The 19,836-nt window shown below is 67.4% G+C and carries 17 protein-coding genes and 1 pseudogene; 4 read left to right on the top strand and 14 right to left on the bottom strand.

Features of this window, described 5'->3' with window-relative positions; all coding sequences use genetic code 11:
- Positions 1–44 precede the first annotated feature (44 nt).
- Genes M2163_RS02930 through M2163_RS02945 form a run of 4 tightly spaced genes read right to left on the bottom strand, consistent with a single transcriptional unit; the run spans position 45 to position 3,583 of the window.
- Positions 45–866 (bottom strand): ABC transporter permease subunit, encoded by an 822-nt coding sequence (locus M2163_RS02930; RefSeq protein ID WP_280854660.1) that lies wholly within the window; start codon positions 864–866, stop codon positions 45–47.
- A complete protein-coding gene (locus M2163_RS02935) occupies positions 863–1,672 on the bottom strand; it encodes an ABC transporter permease subunit (protein WP_280893017.1) in 810 nt (269 codons plus the stop codon). The genes M2163_RS02930 and M2163_RS02935 overlap by 4 nt, the downstream gene beginning before the upstream one ends.
- Positions 1,669–2,511 (bottom strand): ABC transporter ATP-binding protein, encoded by an 843-nt coding sequence (locus M2163_RS02940; protein ID WP_280893018.1) that lies wholly within the window; start codon positions 2,509–2,511, stop codon positions 1,669–1,671. The genes M2163_RS02935 and M2163_RS02940 overlap by 4 nt, the downstream gene beginning before the upstream one ends.
- A 55-nt stretch (positions 2,512–2,566) precedes the next feature.
- The gene (locus M2163_RS02945) at positions 2,567–3,583 is read right to left on the bottom strand and encodes an ABC transporter substrate-binding protein (protein ID WP_280854657.1); all 1,017 of its coding nucleotides are present in this window, start codon (positions 3,581–3,583) and stop codon (positions 2,567–2,569) included.
- A 178-nt stretch (positions 3,584–3,761) separates the two neighbouring features.
- Here M2163_RS02945 and M2163_RS02950 point away from each other — a divergent pair, with 178 nt between their 5' ends.
- Positions 3,762–4,484: a Sua5/YciO/YrdC/YwlC family protein gene (locus M2163_RS02950; protein ID WP_280854656.1), complete on the top strand. Its 723-nt coding sequence runs from the start codon at positions 3,762–3,764 to the stop codon at positions 4,482–4,484.
- Between the two features lie 294 nt (positions 4,485–4,778).
- Here the strand turns inward: M2163_RS02950 and M2163_RS02955 are convergent, their stop codons facing one another.
- The 5 genes from M2163_RS02955 to M2163_RS02975 all read right to left on the bottom strand — a co-directional run bounded on the left by M2163_RS02955 (position 4,779) and on the right by M2163_RS02975 (position 10,054).
- The gene (locus M2163_RS02955) at positions 4,779–5,606 is read right to left on the bottom strand and encodes an alpha/beta hydrolase (protein ID WP_280893019.1); all 828 of its coding nucleotides are present in this window, start codon (positions 5,604–5,606) and stop codon (positions 4,779–4,781) included.
- A gap of 764 nt (positions 5,607–6,370) precedes the next feature.
- The gene (locus tag M2163_RS02960; RefSeq protein WP_280893020.1) at positions 6,371–6,676 is read right to left on the bottom strand and encodes an EthD family reductase; all 306 of its coding nucleotides are present in this window, start codon (positions 6,674–6,676) and stop codon (positions 6,371–6,373) included.
- Between the two features lie 63 nt (positions 6,677–6,739).
- Positions 6,740–7,513 (bottom strand): alpha/beta hydrolase, encoded by a 774-nt coding sequence (locus M2163_RS02965; protein ID WP_280893021.1) that lies wholly within the window; start codon positions 7,511–7,513, stop codon positions 6,740–6,742.
- A 766-nt stretch (positions 7,514–8,279) separates the two neighbouring features.
- Positions 8,280–9,179, bottom strand: coding sequence for an aldo/keto reductase (locus M2163_RS02970; protein WP_280893022.1), 900 nt, complete (start codon positions 9,177–9,179; stop codon positions 8,280–8,282).
- Positions 9,176–10,054 (bottom strand): helix-turn-helix transcriptional regulator, encoded by an 879-nt coding sequence (locus M2163_RS02975; RefSeq protein ID WP_028808822.1) that lies wholly within the window; start codon positions 10,052–10,054, stop codon positions 9,176–9,178. The genes M2163_RS02970 and M2163_RS02975 overlap by 4 nt, the downstream gene beginning before the upstream one ends.
- 259 nt (positions 10,055–10,313) lie before the next feature.
- On the opposite strand from M2163_RS02975, the pseudogene M2163_RS02980 reads away from it, so the two are divergent.
- Positions 10,314–10,418: pseudogene (locus tag M2163_RS02980) on the top strand (IS630 family transposase); the annotation flags it as partial.
- A 32-nt stretch (positions 10,419–10,450) separates the two neighbouring features.
- On the opposite strand, the gene M2163_RS02985 reads toward M2163_RS02980, so the two are convergent.
- On the bottom strand, positions 10,451–11,323 hold the full coding sequence (locus M2163_RS02985; RefSeq protein WP_280854649.1) for a PHB depolymerase family esterase: 873 nt from the start codon (positions 11,321–11,323) through the stop codon (positions 10,451–10,453).
- A gap of 14 nt (positions 11,324–11,337) precedes the next feature.
- A complete protein-coding gene (locus M2163_RS02990; RefSeq protein WP_280854648.1) occupies positions 11,338–12,231 on the bottom strand; it encodes an alpha/beta hydrolase in 894 nt (297 codons plus the stop codon).
- A 92-nt stretch (positions 12,232–12,323) separates the two neighbouring features.
- Here M2163_RS02990 and M2163_RS02995 point away from each other — a divergent pair, with 92 nt between their 5' ends.
- Positions 12,324–12,896, top strand: coding sequence for a TetR/AcrR family transcriptional regulator (locus M2163_RS02995; protein WP_280854647.1), 573 nt, complete (start codon positions 12,324–12,326; stop codon positions 12,894–12,896).
- Positions 12,897–13,236: 340 nt separating this feature from the next.
- Here M2163_RS02995 and M2163_RS03000 read toward each other — a convergent pair whose 3' ends face one another.
- The 3 genes from M2163_RS03000 to M2163_RS03010 all read right to left on the bottom strand — a co-directional run bounded on the left by M2163_RS03000 (position 13,237) and on the right by M2163_RS03010 (position 16,670).
- Positions 13,237–13,431 carry a hypothetical protein gene (locus M2163_RS03000; RefSeq protein WP_280893023.1) on the bottom strand — a complete coding sequence of 65 codons (195 nt, stop codon included), beginning with the start codon at positions 13,429–13,431 and terminating at the stop codon, positions 13,237–13,239.
- A 779-nt stretch (positions 13,432–14,210) separates the two neighbouring features.
- Positions 14,211–14,768, bottom strand: a complete 558-nt coding sequence (locus M2163_RS03005) for a hypothetical protein (RefSeq protein ID WP_280854646.1) — start codon at positions 14,766–14,768, stop codon at positions 14,211–14,213.
- 258 nt (positions 14,769–15,026) lie between these two features.
- The gene (locus M2163_RS03010) at positions 15,027–16,670 is read right to left on the bottom strand and encodes a molybdopterin-dependent oxidoreductase (RefSeq protein ID WP_280893024.1); all 1,644 of its coding nucleotides are present in this window, start codon (positions 16,668–16,670) and stop codon (positions 15,027–15,029) included.
- A 1,777-nt stretch (positions 16,671–18,447) separates the two neighbouring features.
- On the opposite strand from M2163_RS03010, the gene M2163_RS03015 reads away from it, so the two are divergent.
- Entirely contained in the window at positions 18,448–19,827 is a 1,380-nt protein-coding gene (locus M2163_RS03015) for a cytochrome P450 (protein ID WP_280893025.1), read from the top strand.
- Positions 19,828–19,836: the final 9 nt, after the last annotated feature.

Genomic DNA, 19,836 nt, shown 5'->3' on the forward strand with positions numbered 1-19,836 from the left:
AATGCGTAGCGTTCATGTGCAGCGCGCACCCGAGAATAAGGTGGTCAAGGACGGCTCCCGCGGGGTGCCGGGCGGGGACCGAATCGGTCACTGATGCGCCTCTCGAGCCACGTGAGCAGCACGAAGGGCAGGAGGGCCAGTAGGGCGATCAGGACGATCTCCCCGGCGATGTATTCCATTCGGGCGAGGGCGACATTGCGCAGGAGCTGCTGGCCGAGCCCCGACGAGCCCGCGAACATCTCAGCGATGATCAAGCCGAGGAACGTGAACCCGAAGGTCAGCCGGAGTCCGGCCGCGACGGCGGGCATGACCGCCGGCCAGACGACCATCGGGAGAACCCGCAGGTCACCGACGCGGAGCGACGCGGCAAGCTTGAGCTGCGCCTGTGGGACCCCGCGGGCGGCCTCCGCCGCGATGAGGAACATCGGCAGCACCCCGGAGAAGAAGGCGAACGCCCCGCAGCTCAGGTTCCCCAGGCCCAGGAACACGAAGAAGATCGGAAAGAGCGTCACCTTCGGCACCGTATTGACTGCGTACGCCAACGGCAGAGCGACCCGTGACCAGAAGGGCCGCACCCCCAGCAGGGCACCGACAACTGCGCCGACGACGGCGGCGGAGAGGTAGCTCTGGACGAGTACGCGCAGGGTGTCGAACACGCTCGCGCGAAACGACGGCTGGCCCAGCTCCGTCACGAGGCTGCGCAGGGACTGGGCGGGGGTCGGTACGACGGCCGAGTCGGCCACCACGGCACCCGCCCACCAGACGGCGACCGCCACGAAAGCCACGACCAGGGCGGGCCCGCCACGGCCCCCGAGAGTGCGCGTTCGGCGTTTCAACGAGGGCGAGGCCTCGGCAAGGGCGGTCATCGGCTCCTCCAGTCCAGGTGGGCCGCCGCGCGGTCGACCACAGCGATCAGTACGAGTGAGAACGCGGCGACGAGGAAGATGCCGGCGTACATGTCGACGGACATGAAGCCCGCGTAGGCGGTGGAGATGAAGTGGCCGACGCCGCGCGTGGACAGGATGAACTCACTGGCCAGCACGGCGGTGATCGAGTACGCGAACCCGAGGCGGGCCCCGGCGACGATGTCAGGAAGTGCCGCAGGGAAGAGGACCAGACGCACGTACTGGGACCGGGACGTGCGGACGGCTGTCGCCAGCTTGTCCACGTTCTGGGGCACGGACGCGAACCCCAGGGAGGCATGCGTGGTGACCACGACCGCACTGAACGCGGTCGCGATCAGCAGGATCGGCATCAGATCGGTGCCGAACACGACGACCAGCAGTGGATAGAGCGCGAAGATCGGGACGGCGTAGAAGACCGACAGGTAGGGGCGCAGCGCCCGGTTCCACCACGGGTGGCCGTGCATCAGGTAACCGAGCGCGATTCCAATGACCGCGGCCGCGGTGAAGCTCACCAGCACCGAGACGCTGCTCCACAGCAGGTGCTGCGTCAGAAATCCGGGATCCACGAGCAGTTCGGCAGCCCGCTGGGCCATCGTCGTGATGGGGACCAGCTCGTAGGAGCCGTCCAGTGCGAACCGAGCCGTCAGCTCGACGGCACCGAGCGCGGCGGCCACGATGATCGTCCGCCACGCCCAGGCCGGCAGGCCGCCGGCCCTCGAACGGTCCAGCCGCAGGTATCCGGGGGCACCCCGGCGACCGGCCCTCATCGGGGCACTCCCATCGACGCCGAAGCCTCGGTCCGCAGCGTGGTCCAGATCCGGTCCACGGCTGCGGCCGCTTCCGGGAGGGCGAGCGTGTTCTGGGCACGTGGACGCGGCAGGTCCAGGACGATCTCGTCCAGGATGCGCCCCGGCCGGGCACTCATGACCAGGACGCGGTCGGACAGCAGGACCGCCTCCTGGATGCTGTGCGTGATGAACAGGACGCTCGCCGACAACCGTTCGACGACGGCGAGCAGTTCGAACGCCATGAGGATGCGGGTCTGTTCGTCCAGGGCGCCGAACGGTTCGTCGGCCAGGATGAGATCCGGCTCCGTGATCAACGCCCTGGCGATGGCGACCCGTTGACGCATGCCTCCGGAGAGCTGGTGGGGATGGTGGCCGGCGAACTCCGCGAGCCCGACGACGCCGAGGAGTTCCTGGGCCCGGGCACGGCGCTCCTTGCGGGGGACCTTCGCCGCCTCCAGCGGGAAGGCGACGTTGTCCAGGACGGTCCGCCACGGCAGGCACGCCGAGTCCTGGAACACGATCGCGGTGCGCTTTCGTGGCCCGGCCAGCTTCTCCCCGCCGACCTCCACCGTGCCCGCGTCAGGGACCTGCAGGCCGCCGACGATCTCCAGGAGCGTCGACTTTCCGCAGCCGCTCGGGCCCACGACCGACACGAACTCGCCTGCTTGGAGGCGCAGGTCGACGGTTCCGAGCGCCTGCACCGGCCCGAAGGCCCGCACGACGCCCGTCGCCTCGACGTGCGCGGCTCCGGCGGGTGCGACGCCGGCGGGTGCGGCGCCGGCGGGGCGGGACGTCGTGTCCGCGTCTGTGTTCATCATCGGTTCTCCGTGTCCGTGGCGGCTGGAGGGGCGAAACCTGGTTCCGGTGCGGCCGTCATGCGCCGCACTTGGCCGGCAGTTCGGCGGTGGCGCCGCTGGGCAGGTACGAACTGTCCAAGAAGTCGCAGTACTTGACGTCGCCCTTGAACCCGCTGACCACTGCGGCTTCGGTGGCGCGCTTCAGCGCGGCGGGGTTGAAGCCCACGTTCCAGACGTTCGACTTGATCGCACCCTGGACCACCGAGACCGCTGCCGGGACAGGCAGGTCGACGTGCTCGGCGTAGATGCGCGCAGCGGCATCCGGGTTCTGGGTGATCCACTTCGCTGCCTGCTGCCAGCCCGCGAGGACGCCACGTACCACGTCGGGGTGCTTCTTGGCGTAGGCCGGGCTGGTGGTGATGACGCTCTGCTGGAAGTCGGTGATGTACTTGCTCGTCGAGACGACCAGCTTGAACTTGTCCTCGCTGCGGCTCGCCAGCGACGGCGGCAGCCAGGCGACGTCGACGGTGCCCGCCTCCAGCAGGGCCTCGCCCTCGCCGACTCCGCCGGCGGCGATGCGCTCGGCCTTGGTGGGCAGCCCTGCCGCTTTCGGGAGCAGGAACGACAGTGCGTAGACCGAGGACCCGGGGTTGGTGTAGGCCCACTTCTTGATGTCACGAAGCTCGTTGACCCGTGTGTTGTCGGCGCGGGCGTAGAAGTCGCCCCCGTAAGGTCCCTGCGCGCCTCCTCCGACCGCGAGCACCGGGATGCCCTGCGACGAGGCGTCAAGGACGGATTTGTATCCGATCTCGCCGATGGGGATGCCGCCGGAGAGCTGCGTCCGCAGCGTCGCGCTGCCGCCGCTTCCCGCGACGATGTTCTTGACGACCACCCCGTGGTCGGCGAAGAAGCCCTCCTTCTGGCCTACCAGCCAGGGGAGGACGTAGAACTCCGTGGCCGCCAGCACGGCGACGTCGATCGTCACCGGGTGCTTCGGGTCGGCGCTCTCGGCACCACTTCCGCCGCCGCAGCCCGCGACGACCAGCAGTGCCGAGATCACGAGGGCGGCTCGAGCCGCGAGGCTTCGACGCATGACGTCCTCCGATGACTACATCGTGGCAACCCTTGCCACGAAGCAGCATGAAGGTAGATGCTGCCTTTACCTCAAGTCAACAAGTTGGACACACTGAGGGCAGTGGATCGGCTTGCCGGGAACGGGCACCGTTCCGGAATACGGCAATGCTTCCCACATAACGAGCAAGGAGGCTCGGATGGGCAGGCACGACATCAACGCCGACGCGAAGCGCGTCTTCGACACGATCACCGCCGGTGGCGCGGTGATCCTCCCCGGCGACATCGGGTACGGGGCCGGGGCGAGCTCACCGGAGGCACTGCAGCGGCTGTTCGTGGCCAAGCGCCGCGCTCCGCACAAGCGCCACGCGATGGTCGGCAACTACGAGCTGCACCGGGAGGTGCACGAACTCGGCAGTCGCGAGCAGGAGATCGTCGACGCGATCACCATCGACGCGGATCTGCCGCTCACGGTCGTCGCCGCCTACCGGGCGGATCATCCCGTCGTCGCGGCGGTCGAGGCCGACACGCTGGCCGCCAGCACCGTCGGGAACACCCTCGCACTGCTGGTCAACGGCGGTCGTCTCCAGGACGAGGTGGTCCGCCTCTGTCACCAGGCAGGTCTGCCGTTCCTCGGTTCGTCCGCCAACCTCACCGGCACGGGTACCAAGTTCCGCGTCGAGGACATCCAGCAGCCGATCATCGACGCCGTGGACCTGGTCATCGACTACGGCCTCCGCAAGTACCACCACTACCGACGCTCCTCGACCATCATCGACTTCAGCACGATGGAGGTCGTCCGCATCGGAACGTGTTACGAGCTCATCAGCGACATCATGGCCACTCAGTTCGGCATCACGCTGCCCGCCGACCCGGGGCGCGACGCCCTGCCCTCCGGTCATCTCCGCGAGCAGGCCCAGTGACCTGACGCTTCGCTCGCGAGCGGTCAGCAGAGCGCACACCCTGCGGATGAGGACGACCGCTCATCACATCGCCGCAGGTCCACGTGTCCCGCGGGTGGCCGGACGGTTCGCATGACCACCTCAGACATGCCACCAGACGACAACACGCCCACACGGCGATGCCTGTGAACAGGCCAAACAGCGAACCGCTGCCGGATATCCATCACTTCCGGCAGCGGTTCGCGTCGTGACTGCGCCTGAGGCGCACAACTCATGTGGCAGACCATGGCCGGCCGGGCCAGGGCGTGCGGTGGTTCAGTTGGTACCGCGGTCCGCCTGCTCGACCAGGTCCGATACCGCCTCGGGGTGGCTGACCATGGCGGCGTGCGAGGAGTCGATCTCGACGGCGTGCGCTCCGATACGCTCGGCCTCCCAGCGCTGGAGGTTCGTGCTGTTCGCGTGGTCCTGCTTGGCGATCAGGAACCACGAGGGAATGGTCTTCCACGCGGCCGCCGTGGCCTTCTGGTTGAGGGCCGCCAGGTCGATCCCCTTCTGCGAGTCCGCCATGTCGGCCGCCACGGTCGGATTGACGTCCCCGGCGAAGGTGTCGCGGAACTTGGCCCGATCGATGTACGCGTCGGTGCCCTGGGATCCGTCCGGCTCCGTGAACTTCACCAGCTGCAACGGGAGGGCCGGCGCGGGGTCGTCGACCTGGTGGGCCTTCAGGTCGGCCAGGGACTCGCCGACGTCCGGCACCGAGGCCGCCACGTAGACGAGGGCCTTGACGTCCGGGTCACCCGCAGCCGCCTGGGTGATGACCGCCCCGCCGTAGGAGTGGCCGACGAGGATGATCGGTCCGTTGATGCTGTTGAGGAAGTCGCGGACGTAGGCGGCGTCGCTGGGGAGGCCACGCAGCGGGTTGTTCGCGGCACGGACCGGATAGCCGTCCTTGCGCAGGTTGTCCATCGCGCCGTACCACCCGGAGGCGTCCGCGAACGCACCGTGCACGAAGACGACAGTCGGCTTGGGAGTGTCGACGTGGTGGTCGGCCACCGCGGCGCCGGCAACCGGGATGGAGACGGCGGCTACGGCCGTGAGAGCAGCGGCAACGAACGCGGATCGCCGAAGGGCAGGCAGAGTCACTGGAACCTCGTTTATAGAAAGAACGATCTGTCTTCTTTGGACAGCGTCACACAAGTGCCGCATATACGCAAGGCAGAACGTTCTTTCTACATCAAAGCCCCGTACGACACAGCCGTTTCAAGGTCAGGTCCCCACGCGGCAACCCGCTCACGCGGACCGGCTGTCCTTCGCACCATCGAGGGCGCGCGTGGCATCGACGACCGCACTGGCGGTCTCACACCGGGCAAAGAGGCCGACCTGTCATGGTCGCCGGGGACGTGCTCAAGGAGGGCGGCGCCCTCAAGGGCGGTGAAGCCGTTTTCACGCAAGCCTCGGTCTCCCGGGACCGCCTGTTCCGCGCGGCAGGCACCCCCCGTCCCGCCTGAGCCGCACGCGAGCCAAGAGGCCACGCCACGCACGGTCCGCCGGGCGACAGGTGCGGATATGCGACATCGCTGGGCATTCCTGGGAGTTGGCGTCACTGCCTGTCCGCCGATACACGGTCGCAGCCGGTCGCCCGGCCGAGCGGGCGGCTCTGCTGGGACCGGACTTGATGGCGGCACGAGTCCGAACCACCCGGCCCGCGGGCTGTGTTGTGGGCCGGCCGCTGGACAGTGATCGCAATGAGGGAGCCTGGCAGCCACAGTGCCCCATCGGGTCGCCCGACTCACCGGGTGTCCGTTCGGTCCCCTACCGGTGTTTGACGGCGACGGCGACGGCGAGCTAGGCCCTGAAGGCGGGGTCCCATCTCGCCGTGCCTGACTTCAGTGCCGGGCTGTGAGGCCTCAGTAGGTGAAGGAGATTCCGCGGAGTCGGGTGGGGGTGAGGTCGGTGTAGCGAACGATGTCGTTCATCACCGCCTCGCTCTCCGGCGAACTGAACGCTGCGCGGGCGGCCTCTTCGTCGCGGAACTGGTTCACCGCCACGACCACGATGTTCCCCTCACCCTTGGGATATGCGGCGGTGCTGGACTCCAGTCCGTACCGCTCCCAGGACTTGCGCACCAGCGGCAGGTGTTCGGACTCGAAGTACTCATGATCGAACCGGAAGTCCTCTCCACTCGACCTGTAGATCACGAAGACGGTTTCCATGGGTTTCCTCTTCCACCATTTTCCAGTGCACGGCCGACGCATCCCGGCGCGGCCGGAGGGGGACTACGCGGGCAGGCGGCCCACGAAGTCGAGCAGCAGAGCGCAGAAGGATTCGGGCTGTTCCAGCGGAGCGAGGTGCCCGGCATCCGGAAGGACGACGACCTCGCCGGCCCCGAGCTCGTCACTCAGGCCCTCTCCGCCTTCGAAGAAGTCAGGCATGTCGAGTTCACCGACGCCGACCAGCGCGGGAACGGTCAGGCCGCGCAGGACACCCGTGCCCGTGCCCAGCGGGTCCGCCGCCGGCTTCGGTTCGCCGTACGCGATGCGCGCGGCCAGTTGATTGCGCATCATGACGGCGGCGTGCTCGCGTATGTCGTCCGGTGCCTTCGGCGACGTCCATGCCTCGACACCTGCCTGTACGGCGGCTTCGATGTCGCCCTCCTCCAGCGCGGCCCGCTCCCTGTCCCACGCGACCCGCAGGCGGGAGGACGGCGGCAGGTCGTGCGGCCGGTAGCCGATGGACACCAAGCCCTTCACACGCCGGGGTTCTGTGACGGCGGTCTGGAGCGCCACCAGAGCACCGAGCGAGTTCCCGGCGAGGGTGAAACGGTCGACACCGAGGTGGTCGAGTGTGTCCAGCACATCGGCCCAGGGAGTCACCCCGTCCCGGCTGGCCGTGGCGGCATCGCCGTGGCCGGGCAGATCCAAGGCGACGGCCCGGACGCCGGCTTCGGCGAGCAGGGGAAGGTGTGCCCGCCACATCGTGCGGTCGACAGGCCTGGCGTGCAGCAGCACGACCGTCTCGCCTTGGCCTGTTTCATCAAACGGAAGAATCACGTCGAAGAGCTTTCTCCGAGGGTGAAGGGCAATTACTCCGGGAATCCGGGTCTGCGCGGCACCCGTGCGTACATTCGGTCGACCCGGCTCACGTCCGGAGCCGGACTGCTGCGGCACAGTCGGCCGCCGGACGTTCCTCGGGATGCGGAAGAACGGCCGTATCACTTGGTGGCTGACGGGACTTGGAGGCAGGAGGCACCACGGCCTCGCCTCCCGCACACCACGCTAAAGGCTGGTGAGTGCGAGGGCGTGGGTGCACTGCACCCACCTACCGCCTCGCTCAGACATACCGGTTACGCCCTATGACCCAGCCCCCGCCCATCATGGCCGCCCACACCACCAGCAGCACGATCAGCGGCATGGTCCAGTCCCGAATTTCGGCTTCAGCGGGAAGGCGACGCCCGTGAACACCACTAGATTCCGAAGTGCACTTCGATGTCAGCGAGGCGGCGAGGTGCCGGCAAGCGCGGCCCGCATGTTGACCGCGGCGAGCATGACACCGATGAGTAGCAGCGCCGGATGCGTCCGCCGACTCCTTTCGTGTCTCGCCGTACGCGGCGCGCAGGTCTGCGGAAGGCTTCCGGTGCCCAGCCCACGGCGCCGTCGGCGAACGGGCCGGCGGACGTGGGTGCGGCCCCGGAGCGGGGCCTGTGCGAGGACACCGGGAAGCCCTTCTGCAAGCGTGGTGCTGCGGCGAGATGCCGTCACACGGGGTTCCGCGCCTGCTGCTGCGAACCGGCCTCAGGACGATCGCGGAAGGTCTGGGCTATGCGGCCGCGTCCAGTTCCGCCAGCTCCGTCTCGGTCAGGCTCAGTTGGGACGATGCCAGGTTCTCCTCCAGGTGGGCGACCTTGGAGGTGCCGGGAATGGGGAGCATGACCTCGGAGCGCTCCAACAGCCAGGCGAGTGCCACGTTGGACGGAGTGGAGTCGTGCGCGGCTGCGATGCGGTCGACCGGCCCGCCGGGGCGGGCCAGCTGGCCCGCGGCCACGGGCGCCCAGGGAATGAAGCCGATACCGTGCCGAGTGCAGTAGTCCAGGACGTCGGCCGAGCTCCGGTCGGTGAGGTTGTACCGGTTCTGGACCGTGACGATGTCCGCGATCCGACGGGCCTGCTCGATCTGGTCGACCGTGACCTGGGACAGCCCGATCGCTACGATCTTGCCCTCGTCCTGGAGGTTCTTCAACTCGCCGACCTGGTCCTCCAACGGCACCTTCGGGTCAACGCGATGGAGCTGGAACAGGTCGATCTGGTCCAGGCCGAGCCGGCGCAGGCTCATCAGCGCCTCCTGGCGGAGGTACTCCGGGCGACCGACCGGCGGCCACGCCTTGGGACCAAGGCGTACCAGCTCATCTCCGCGCCTGATGATGTCCGGACCGTTGCGCGTCAGCCCCGCCTTGGTCGCGATCAATACACCCTGCGGGTAGGGGTGAATGGCCTCCCGGATGATCTCCTCGCTGATGTAGGGGCCGTAGGAGTTGGCGGTGTCGATCAGCTGCACGCCGAGTTCGACGGCACGCCGCACGACACGCACGCACTCCGCACGGTCCTCCGGTTCGCCCCACACCCCGAGCCCGGTCAGCCGCATGGCGCCGAAGCCCAGACGAGCGATCTTCTTCCCGGCAATCTCGTAGGTGCCAACGCGGTCGGCGAGGGATGTGGTCATGGTCGGGTGTCACCTTTCTCCAGGGCTGTCTCCTGGTCGGAGTTCTCGGCATCGGCAGTCGCCTGCTCGGCCAGACGGCGAAGGAGGACCAGGCCGTCTTGGCTGGCGCTGCCGGGTTCGGCGCTGTAGACAGACAGATGCTGACCAGGGGCGCTGGCGACCGCCAGCGTCTCGAAGTGCAGCCGCAGTTCCCCTACGCGCGGGTGCACGAAATGCTTCTTCTCCCGGGTCCGTGGACGCACCTCGTAACGAGCCCACAGGTTGGCGAACGCCGGACTGTGCAGGGTCAGTTCGCCGACGACGCGCTCGATGTGCTCATCCGAGGGGAACTGTGAGGACGACGCCCGCAGATTGCTCACCGCGAGCCGAGACGCGGCGTCCCAGTCGCCGTAGAAGGACCTCGCGTACGGGTCCAGGAAGATCATGCGCAGCAGGTTGTCGTACCGAGCGAACCCGCGGTACAGCTCCCGCGCCATCGCGTTCGCGCCCAGGATGTCCTGCGCGGCGCCGACCAGGAAGGCGGGTACGTCCGGCATGCTGTCCATCAGCCGCAACAGCTCCGGAGCGACGGTCAGCGACGCGGCCGCCCCCGCCCCGAACACCGGAAGGCCGAGCCGGAACAGATGCGAAGCGGCGGCGTCATCCAACCGCAGTGCACTGGCGATCGACCGCAGCACCTGGTCGGACGGATGTCGTTCTCTGCCCTGCTCCAACCGGATGTAGTAGTCCGTGCTCACCCCAGCGAGCAACGCCACCTCGTCACGCCGGAGCCCTGGCACCCGCCGTGGACCGTCGTCAGGCAGACCGACGTCCTGCGGCCGGACCAGAGCGCGTCGGGCACGCAGATAGTCACCGAGCTTGTTCTCACTGTCCACGTTCACGACACTAGTGCGGACCGGCCGCCGGGGCGTGGGTGCAGTGCACCCAGGCTGACCAGAGGCAACGCTGTGGCACCGCCCCGGTCAGTCCGGCGGCTCGGTCCCGACGCGGCAAACACGCAGGTGGCGCTGGGTGACTTCCATGCGAAAGGCTTACCGGAAGGCAGTCACCGCGTTGCTTGCTCGCGTGGTAGGACATCGCCGCCACCGCGGACCGTACGACCCGCGGTGCCGCTCACCAGGACGAGGTCGCCGACTGCGGGAGTTCATCGACACCCACGACTGGATCACCTGCCAGATGGTGCCGGTCTACGCACCGGACCCCTATCCCGTCGAGAGCATCTGGTCCCTGCTGCGGCGCAGCGGCCACGTCAACACCGTCTTCACCGTGTCTCAGAGGTCGAAGAACTGGGTGATGATGTCCGCGGTGTCGAGCTGGTGGCTGGTCTTGCCGACGAGTGCCGGCGCGGAGGAGGGACCGGGAACGGTGTGGCCGCCTCCATGGATCGTGTAGAGGACCACCGGGGGGACACCTTTTACCTCATACGTTGTGCGTTCGACCTCGGTGGGGTCGGCCGTAGTGTTCCTCGGCAAGCGTGTGGTCGTGGGTTCGGTGGTGATCCCGTTGCGCTCGGCGAAGTAGCGAGCTGTGCGGGTGGCCGACCAGCTCGATCCACCTACTTTGAAGAGGGTACGCAGGGCCCAGTTCATGGTGCCGCCCTGGTAGGAGACGATGGGGTCCTTGGTGCCGTGTATCAGCAAGACAGGCAAGGAAGCCCAAGGTGCCTGACTGGCGAGGAAGTTCTCCGGTGCGGGCATGGTTGCCGCGATCACCGTCGCACCCGCCAGCAGGCCGGGGGTTTCGTGCGCGAGACGTATGACCATCTGGCCGCCGTTGGAGTAGCCGACCCCATAGACGCGGCTGGGGTCGATGCGCCGGTCCGAGGCGTACGTGGCGATGACCGCGCGGGCGAACCCGACATCGTCGATGTCGGCTCTGCGGGCCGGAAAGCGGCTTTCGCGTCGGGCGTCGTTCCAGTTGCCGCGATAACCGTCGAGGTAGGCGACCAGTGCACCCCGGGCGGCGAGCGCGTCGAAGACGCCGCCGGTGAAGGCGCGGTGCTTGTCGCCGGTCTGGCCGGAACCGTGGAACACAAGAATCAGTGGCTTGGCCTCGCCCGGAGCCGCGGTGCCGACAAGGGTGAAAGTGCGGGTGGCCTCGCCGACGGTGACACTGCCGCGGGTGGCTGTGAGGGTGCTGGGCATGGTGTTTCTCCGGTTCAGGCGAAGAAGTCGATCAAGGTGCGGGCCATCCACTCGGGCGCTTCCTCAGGCACGAAATGTGCCGCACCCGGTGCGACGGCGCCTGTGGTGTTCGGGGCAACCTGCCGCACCGCCTGCTCGACGCCATCACGCATGCCGTGCTCGCCCCCGATCGCCAGAACCGGAATCTCCAGAGGCCCCTCGGCGGCCAGCGTGACCACCTGGTCCCCGGACTCTCCAGCGCGGTAGAACTCGAAGCTCGCGTGCAAGGCGGCGGGGTCGCGCAGGGCGTCGACGTAGACGTCGACCGCAGTCTGCGGGATGGCCTCAGGACTGGCGGCTTTGGTGGCGAACTGGTAGCCGAAGTAGATCTCCTCGCGGCCGGACACCATGCGCTCGTTGATCTCGGCCAGACGGTTGAAGACGAAGTGCCAGGCCAGCTCGTTGACCTCGGGAGGCATGAGCAGTGGGGGCATCGGACTGAAGCCGGGGAGGACCGCTTCGGCCAGCACGAGCCTGCTCACCCGGTCGCGATGGCGAGCGGCGAGCACGTAGCCGACCATCATCCCCAGGTCGTAGCCCGCGACCTGGAAGCTGTCGTGGCCCAAGGAGGTCATCAGGCCGGCCATGTCATCGGCCAGGGTTACCGCGTCGTACCCGCTGGCAGGCTTGCTGCTGGCACCCATGCCGCGCATGTCGGCGGCCACGACCGTGAAGTGCTCGGCGAGAGCGGGCATCATCAGCCGCCAGCAGTACCAGAACTGAGGCCAACCCGGCAACAGCAGCAGCGCCGGGCCGGACCCGCCGACCACGGCGTGCAGTTCGACGCCGTTCACCTCAACGGTGCGGCTGGTGAAGGTGTCGCTGAATCCGGCGGGAAGGTGCGGGACCGCGTCCGCGGTGAAAGGCATAGGTGTCTCCTCGTGCGGACCCAACCGTAAGTGGATGAGTCATCCGCTTCAAGGTAACACAAGCGGATAGAGTATCTGGTTATGCTGTGGGTATGAGCACCCCGCCGTTGCGCAAGGACGCCGCCCGGAACTGGCGCCACATCGTCGAGACCGCCCGGCAGTATGTCGATGAGGGCAAATCCCTGCAGCTCAACGATGTGGCGCGGACCGCATCCATCGGCGTGGCCACCGTCTACCGGCACTTTCCGACGCCGGAAGCGCTGCTGGAGACCGTCGCGCTGCCTGCCATCGAGCAGCTGCTGCGGCGAGCCGAGGACGCCTTGGCCGAGGACGACCCATGGACGGCGTTGCGTGACTTCCTCGCCGCGGTGATCGAAGTCCTGCTGACCGACCCGGCGGTCCCTCCCGTGTTCGCCGCAGCCACTGACAGCTTGGAGCAGACCGGCGACCTCAAACGAAGGCTCGGCACAGCCTTCGCTGAGCTGCTGGCACGCGCGCACGCGGCGGGAGTCATCGATCCCGGCGTCACCGAGTCGGACATGACCCCTCTCATGTGCGGCATCGCCTACTCCGCGAACATCCAGAGTGCCCTCGACCCGACCGAACGAGCCGCACTCGGCCTGCGCTACCTCGACCTGCTCCTCACCGGCTTGCACCGCCCGTGACCAGGACAGCTCTCAGAGGGACAGCACACCAGCGCGTCAGTCACGGCAACTGTCGACAGCTGCTGCGGATCATTGTGTGGACTCGGCGTGAGCATGCCAACGGCAGTGGCAGAGGCGGGCGCGGTGTTGATGGCGGCGCCGGGTGGACCACCACAGCGGGTGGGCCTGCGCGGGCTCGTTCCGGTCGGCCTGGAGGGCACGCCCCAAGGCGGCGGTCCAGGAAGGCAAAGGCGACTCAGGCGATCCGTACAGGTAGCCGGCGTAGAGGTAGCCCGGCGTACAGGTAGCCCGGCATAGGTTGACGACGTGCGTCTGCTGCGGGCTCCTGACGGCGACATCATCAGCGGAGCGGGCGCCGACCAGTCCCCAGCAGCTTCGACGGCTGCACCACCTCGGGCCTCACATCCCGGTGGCTCGGGCCGCCTTTTGCTCCGGCAGGTCGTTCGGCCAGGCGGCGGCCCTTACGGAAGTCGAAATCGTCGGTACCGAGTATCTCGACCTCGCCGATCTCTGGCTCGGGCAGGCCTCGGATCATCCGCAGCAGGCTGCCCCTGCCTGTGCCGATTCGGCTACCAGGCGGGCGCCGGCCCGGCCTGTCGGCGCCAATCCGCTCTGCGTCAAGGCCCGCCTGACAGCAGGGAATGACGACTGATCTGTCCGGCGCAGGTCACTGCCGTGCAAGCAGTGGGCATTCCGGGTAATTCCCGGTCGGCCAGGGTGAGTTGCTCCGGCCCGCAGCAGCGGGGCCAGGCCCCGGTCGGAAGGAGCGTACGGGACGGCCTGGGCAACTCGTGGCCTGGGCTGCCATCGCCGTCAAAACATGCGATGCGCAGCGCCGGCAGCCGCAGTGCGCTCCAGGAGTGGCCCGGTGGTACCCGGTCCTGGCGATCAGCACCCGCGGCGACTCAGGCTTAAGCCACTGCCGGCCCGAATCAGTGACGACCTCGCGGTTACGGACCGCTCCCCTGCGGTCCCTGTATGCCCTTGCCCTCGACCAGGTGCCGCATCACGTCCGGATGCGGCACCGTGGAGAAGAGGGCCAGCGAGCACGAAGTCCACCACCGACCGGGCCGGCAGCAGCCGTCCAGGCTGCTCCGCCCGCGCACACCCGGCCGTTTACACGAACCATCAACCTGATGGATGTACCAGGTCAGCAACTGCGAGGCAGATGAGTCACCGGCGCTCACAGTCCGTGTGGGTTCCGGCGAGGTCGCCAGTCAGCGATCGAAGCGACTGAAGCGACTGAAGTCCCGGCAATACCAACGCAGTTCCGTGCGGCATGGCGACACCTACGAGTGACCCATGCCACTCGTCTCAGCCGGCAGTCGGCGGCTTGGAGCCGTTCATGATGTTGGCGATCGGTCCGATGAGGAACCACTTGCCATCGACACCCTGGCCCTTGATCTGCTGCGGAGCGGTGTCGCCCGTGTAGTAGTACAGCGGGTGGCCCCCGTAGGTGACCTGCTTTGTGCCATCCGTCCGGTTGATGGTGCCCAGGCTGCTCGGCACGGTGTACTTGCCGACCACGGTCACCGGCTTGTCCGTCGTGAGCGGGGGCCACTTCTTGGCACACGCGTCATAGCAGGTGGACGCCGACTTCGTGTCCTTCATGTTCAGATACAGCGTGCGTCCGGCCGTATCAGTGAGCCAGATGCCCGCCTTGCCCTTCGCGGTCTTCAGGACCAACTTCGAGCCGGAGTCGGCCGAGTCGGGCGCCTCTGAGGCCGGCGTCGACTTCGGCGCCTCCGAAGCCGTGGTCGAGCTGGCGGCCGACGAGTCATCGGAAGAGCTACTGCACGCCGCCGCGAACGTCGCCAGGGCTGCGAGGGAAAGGCCGAGGCCAAGCGTTCGTACTGATTTCGTGTGGAGCATGACCATCCTTAGTCATCCGCGGCGAAGAGGGACTCGTCGTCCGCATATGTAGCGCTCGATACAACGGTGAACTTAGTGGGCCTTTGTAACCAATGTCAAGACCGAACATTCTATCTCGCGGACCTGCGGCAGGTGGTCTCGACCACCTTGATCCGCAGACTCCTGCGCAGTGCCGGCACTTGAGGAAGGCTGGAGCCGGCCGCGCCACAACCGACGGCCCGCGACGCGACGGTGGCACCCCCAGCCGATGGCAACCGCTCAGGAAACCTTCACGGTGATGGTGTGATAGCCGGTCGCGCCGTCCGGGACCACGTCCTGGACGACCGAGGTCTGCACAGCACCCGTGCCGTCGGTCGCACGCACCTTGACCTTGTGCGAGCCCTTGGACGCGTCCGCCCACTCATAGGACCATTGCCGCCAGGTGTCCGGCGTATCCGACGCCGCCAGCGTCGCCTCCCGCCAAGGCCCGTTGTCGATCTGGACTTCCACTGCGGCTACGCCGCGGTGGGTGGCCCAAGCCGTTCCGGCAAGCACCACGTTCCCGGCCGGTACGGTTGCCCCGCTCTTCGGCACTTCGATCCGGGACGCGGTCTTGACCGGCGCCTCCGGAGAATAGCCGCGCGGCGTCCAGTACGCGTCGGACTTGGCGAACGTCGTGATCTCCAGATCGGTCAGCCACTTGGTGGCGGACACATATCCGTACAGCCCTGGAATCAGCATCCGGCACGGGAAGCCGTGCTTGACCGGCAGCGTCTCACCGTTCATCGCGACCGCCAACATCGCCTGCCTGCCGTCGAGTACCGCTTCGACGGGCGAGCCGATCGTCATCCCGTCCGTCGAGGTGGACAGGATCATGTCCGCCCCGCGGTGGACGCCGGCGCGGCGCAGCAGCGGCGCCAGTGGCGTCCCCAGCCAGCGAGCGTTGCCGACGTACGGTCCGCCCACGGGGTTCGAGACACAGGTCAAGGTCAGGTCCTGTTCCTCGAACCTGTAGGAGAGCAGCTCTTCGAAAGAGATCTCGAACGGGCGGTCCACCATGCCGTGAATCTTCAGCTTCCAGTCCCTCGGGTCCACATGAGGGAGGGTGAGCGCCGTGTCGACGCGGTAGAACTGAGAGGTCGGAGTGATGAACGGACTGAGCCCGCTCACGTTCGGGTGCACCGCGGCCGGAGGCTGGGGCAGCTTTTTCGCCGGAGTCGGCAGTACGACCTTCGCCCGCGCGTCAGAAACGTTGTAGCGCTTCTTTATCCATGCCTTCCCGCCGTATCCGGCCACCAGGGCACCCGCAGCGGTACCCACTGTGCCGAGGACAAAGCGGCGCCTCTCGGTCAACTCGGCGGAGGACTCCGACTGCCTGAGCGACAAGTTCGTGAGCCATCGCAATATCAAGGCCGCGACGAGCCCGGCGAGCAGGGAGGGGAACAGCCAGCTGGTTTCCGCAGTCGGTCGTGTGACAGCGACGATCGCGCCGACCACTCCGACCGCCACGGTGAGGATGCTGGCAAGGGTCAGCCGAGTGCGGGCGAGCACGCCGTCCACGGCCGCCGCCAACGCCAGCGTCACATAGACGCCGATCAGCAGCACGGTCTTGTCGTTACTGCCGAAGTTGCGAATCGCGAACTGCTCAAGCCACGTAGGCGTGATGCTGATCGCCCAGTTGCCGGCTGCTGTCACCGGCGCGGACGCTTCCCCCGTAGCCACCGCGATCAGCTCGCCCACCGCAAGCCCCGCGCCGCCGGCCACCAGGCCGAGCAGCGCCCCACGGGCGATCCGCCCGGCCCGGGAAGTCCGGCGCTTGGGCGAGGTGGGGCCCACCTCTTGCGGTGCTTGCCCTCCTTGCAGATACAGCTCGGGCCCGTCTGCCGCTTCGCCCTCAGTACCGCCGGGCTGCTGGTCGCTCATGCGTTTTCCGCCAAAGTCGTAGCCCGGCACCAGAGGACCGAACCGGCTGATGTGGGGACGGGGCCGTCGTACGACGTGACACTCACGTCGGTCCGCCCTGCGGCCGCGGGTGGGACAGCGGGGGGCGAGTCAACGGTGATCACGGTGATCCCTTCAGTAGGCGATGCCGCGGTCAGCCTCCCCCGAGGACAAGCGCGTGCAGAGAGCCGCTGGGCTTGAGCTCAGACTGAACGTTCTATCTCGGGCAAGCATCACGGTTTCACCTACACCTGTCAAGAAAGAACGTTCTCCCCTACATCGAACACGCCGATCCTTACGCGCACACCTCCCGCACGGCCATCGCACCCGGCCAGGCGAGTGCCCTCTGCCTCACAGCAGACCCAGTAGCCGCACTCCGGGCTCAGACCTCGTACCCCACGACAGCTTGCGGCGGTCGTGGCGCACCACCGCCCAACCCCTCCGGGGCCCCCGCAGAGTCACCAACTCAACTTGAAGAGCACAGATTCCCAGAGAGCATCCGCAGACGGGCCGTACGCTGACGGTCGGCGCCAAGAACGGCCAGCCGGCGGGTGGTGCTGCGGCCGCCGCTCCCAGCACACGTGTCGCAGACCGATCCCCGTCACCCGGCTCGAAAGCCTCCGCCGGACCGGTGTGCTGCGGTATCCGGAAGACAGGGGACATGGGAGCCCTTTCGCCCGTATCGGAGGGTGAGACGCCGGTAGCCGAACGGCCAGGCGATCGACCTCGTCCAGCAGTGCCGGCTGAGTCGCGTGATGCGCGGACCAGTCCCCCTCGTTCGACCGGACGGAGCCGGCGAGGTACGCGCCGGGAGCAATGGCGGGTATGGCAACGACAAGCGGTTTGAGAGCGAGCCTGTTCATGCAGGGTTCTCACGGTCGGCTCATCCCCGGTTCCCGGCCCTCGTCCAATGACGAGATCGATGCGCTCAGGATGCGGTCGGCAGCGTACCGAACTATTCGCCACCAAGATCGGATTGTGATGGGGGGTCAGAACTCCCCGGGAACCCAGCCGGATCGATGAAGTCGACGTAGCGGTATGGGCGATTAGCACCACAGGCGGGCAGGTACGGATCGCAGGCGAATGGTGATCTCGGCGTACCACAGTCGCCGGGCACCCGGTGGCCTCGACCTGCTGGGGGCACGCAGTCGTCTCACGCGAGGTGTCGGCGACCGTGCCGGCGGCCTCGATTGTCGCGAGTTCCAGTACGGAAAGCAGCACGTTTCGATCAGGCGATCACCATGACATTCGATGGGCGGCTGGCCGAAAACAGCTGCCTCGCCTACGGGAACAGGTGAGGCGCACCCTCCCACCATGCGCGCGATCCTTATTAGTTCCTTAGGCCTTCCAGACCCGCCCAACCCTTCCCCTTACGCCCTCACTACGTTCTCTCATATTGCGCGGGAGAACGTTCGGTCTTGACACTTGTCAGGCGGCGTGCCTAGATTCGTTGCCGTACCGAACGTGCTTGATCTGGGAGTCCGGCTGACGATTCTGCTGATCGACGGATGACAAGTCGTGTCGACGTGCTGAACGGGTCGGAAGCCGACGAGCCGCGTCACCGGACCGCATGAGGGCGCCGCCAGACAGGGCACCGTCAGCATGACGTCCGTGTCCAGGGAAACAAGTGCGGAAAATCCCTTGATGCAGACTCCGGCCCGCCGCGCCGCAAGCAGAGCAGCGAGGGAAGACGCGGTCAACCACGGCCGCATTTCTCCCGTGTTCACGGGCCACACACATGCCGCAACGAGAGGCTGTCATGCCTGCAATAGAAACGATTCCTCGTGCGTCTGGAATCCTTCCTCTACTTGGCCACATTGCACCCTTGGCTCGCGATCCCCTGGCGTTTGTGTCGAACCTGCACAGCTACGGCCCCCTGGTGCGCATACAGATGGGAACCAAGCCCGTCGTATTGGTCAACGATCCTGCCGTGATCCGCAAAGTGCTCCTCGACGACCGCACCTTCGACAAGGGCGGGCCACTGTTCGAGCGGGGCCGGGAGGCCCTCGGCAATGGCCTCATCACCTGCCCGCACAGTGACCACCGGCGAGCGCGCCGCCTCTCACAGCCCGCGTTTCATCCGAAGCGGATGGCAGGCTACGCGGCGACCATGACCGAACAGGCCGACAAGGTCACGCGCTCCTGGCACGACGGTCAGGTCCTGGACGTGACCAGCGAAATGATGGCCCTGACGGTCGAAGTCACCGTGCGGACGCTGTTCACGAACTCGCTGCCCCGCGCCACGGCATCGCAGATCACGGACGACTTCCTCACCCTGATGACCGGGTTCTTCCGGCGAATGATCTCGCCGCCTCTGCTCAACCAGGTTCCCAGCAAAGGCAATCGCGAGTACGCCCAGGCCATCCGCCGCCTCCGTGGGGCCGTTGGCGACCTCATCGCCGTCCGGCGAGCAGACGAATCCGACCACGGCGACCTGTTGTCCGCGCTGTTCAGCGCAGCCGACCCGGACAGCATGACGGGCCGGACAGACACCGAACTCGTCGACGAGGTCCTCACGTTCCTCCTTGCCGGTACCGAGACCACCGCGGGCACGCTGTCCTGGGCGATGCACCTGCTGTCGCAGCACCCCGAGGTCGAGCGCCGGGTGTACCAGGAAGTCGAGAGCGCCCGGCACGGATCTCCTCTGGACTTCACTCACCTGCCGGCGCTGGAGACAACCGGGAACGTGGTCAAGGAGACTCTGCGGCTCTATCCGGCGGTGTGGATGCTGACCCGGGTCACGACCTCTGACGTCGTCCTGGATGGTCACCTTCTCCCGGAGGGCACGATCGTCGCATTCAGCCCGTACCAGGTCCATCGTCGGGCCGACCTGTACGACGAGGCAGATCAGTTCGTCCCGGACCGCTGGCGTGACCGTTCACCGGCACAGGAGATCTACATCCCGTTCTCCGCCGGCCCGCGCAAATGCATGGGCGACCAGTTCGCGCTGACGCAGGCGACGTTGGCGGTGGCCACCGTCGTCTCGCGCTGGCAGCTTTCGCCCGTCACCGACAAACCCCTGCAACCGTCCGTCAAAGCCTCCCTGACTCCGCGCCGACTGCGCCTGCGTGTGACGGCCCGCGGTTCTCAGCGGCAAGCGGACGAGCCGGCCGGGGGCACGACCCATGCCGAGGGCTGACCGAGCAGC

The organism is Streptomyces sp. SAI-135 (assembly GCF_029893805.1).
Classification (GTDB): Bacteria; Actinomycetota; Actinomycetes; order Streptomycetales; family Streptomycetaceae; genus Streptomyces.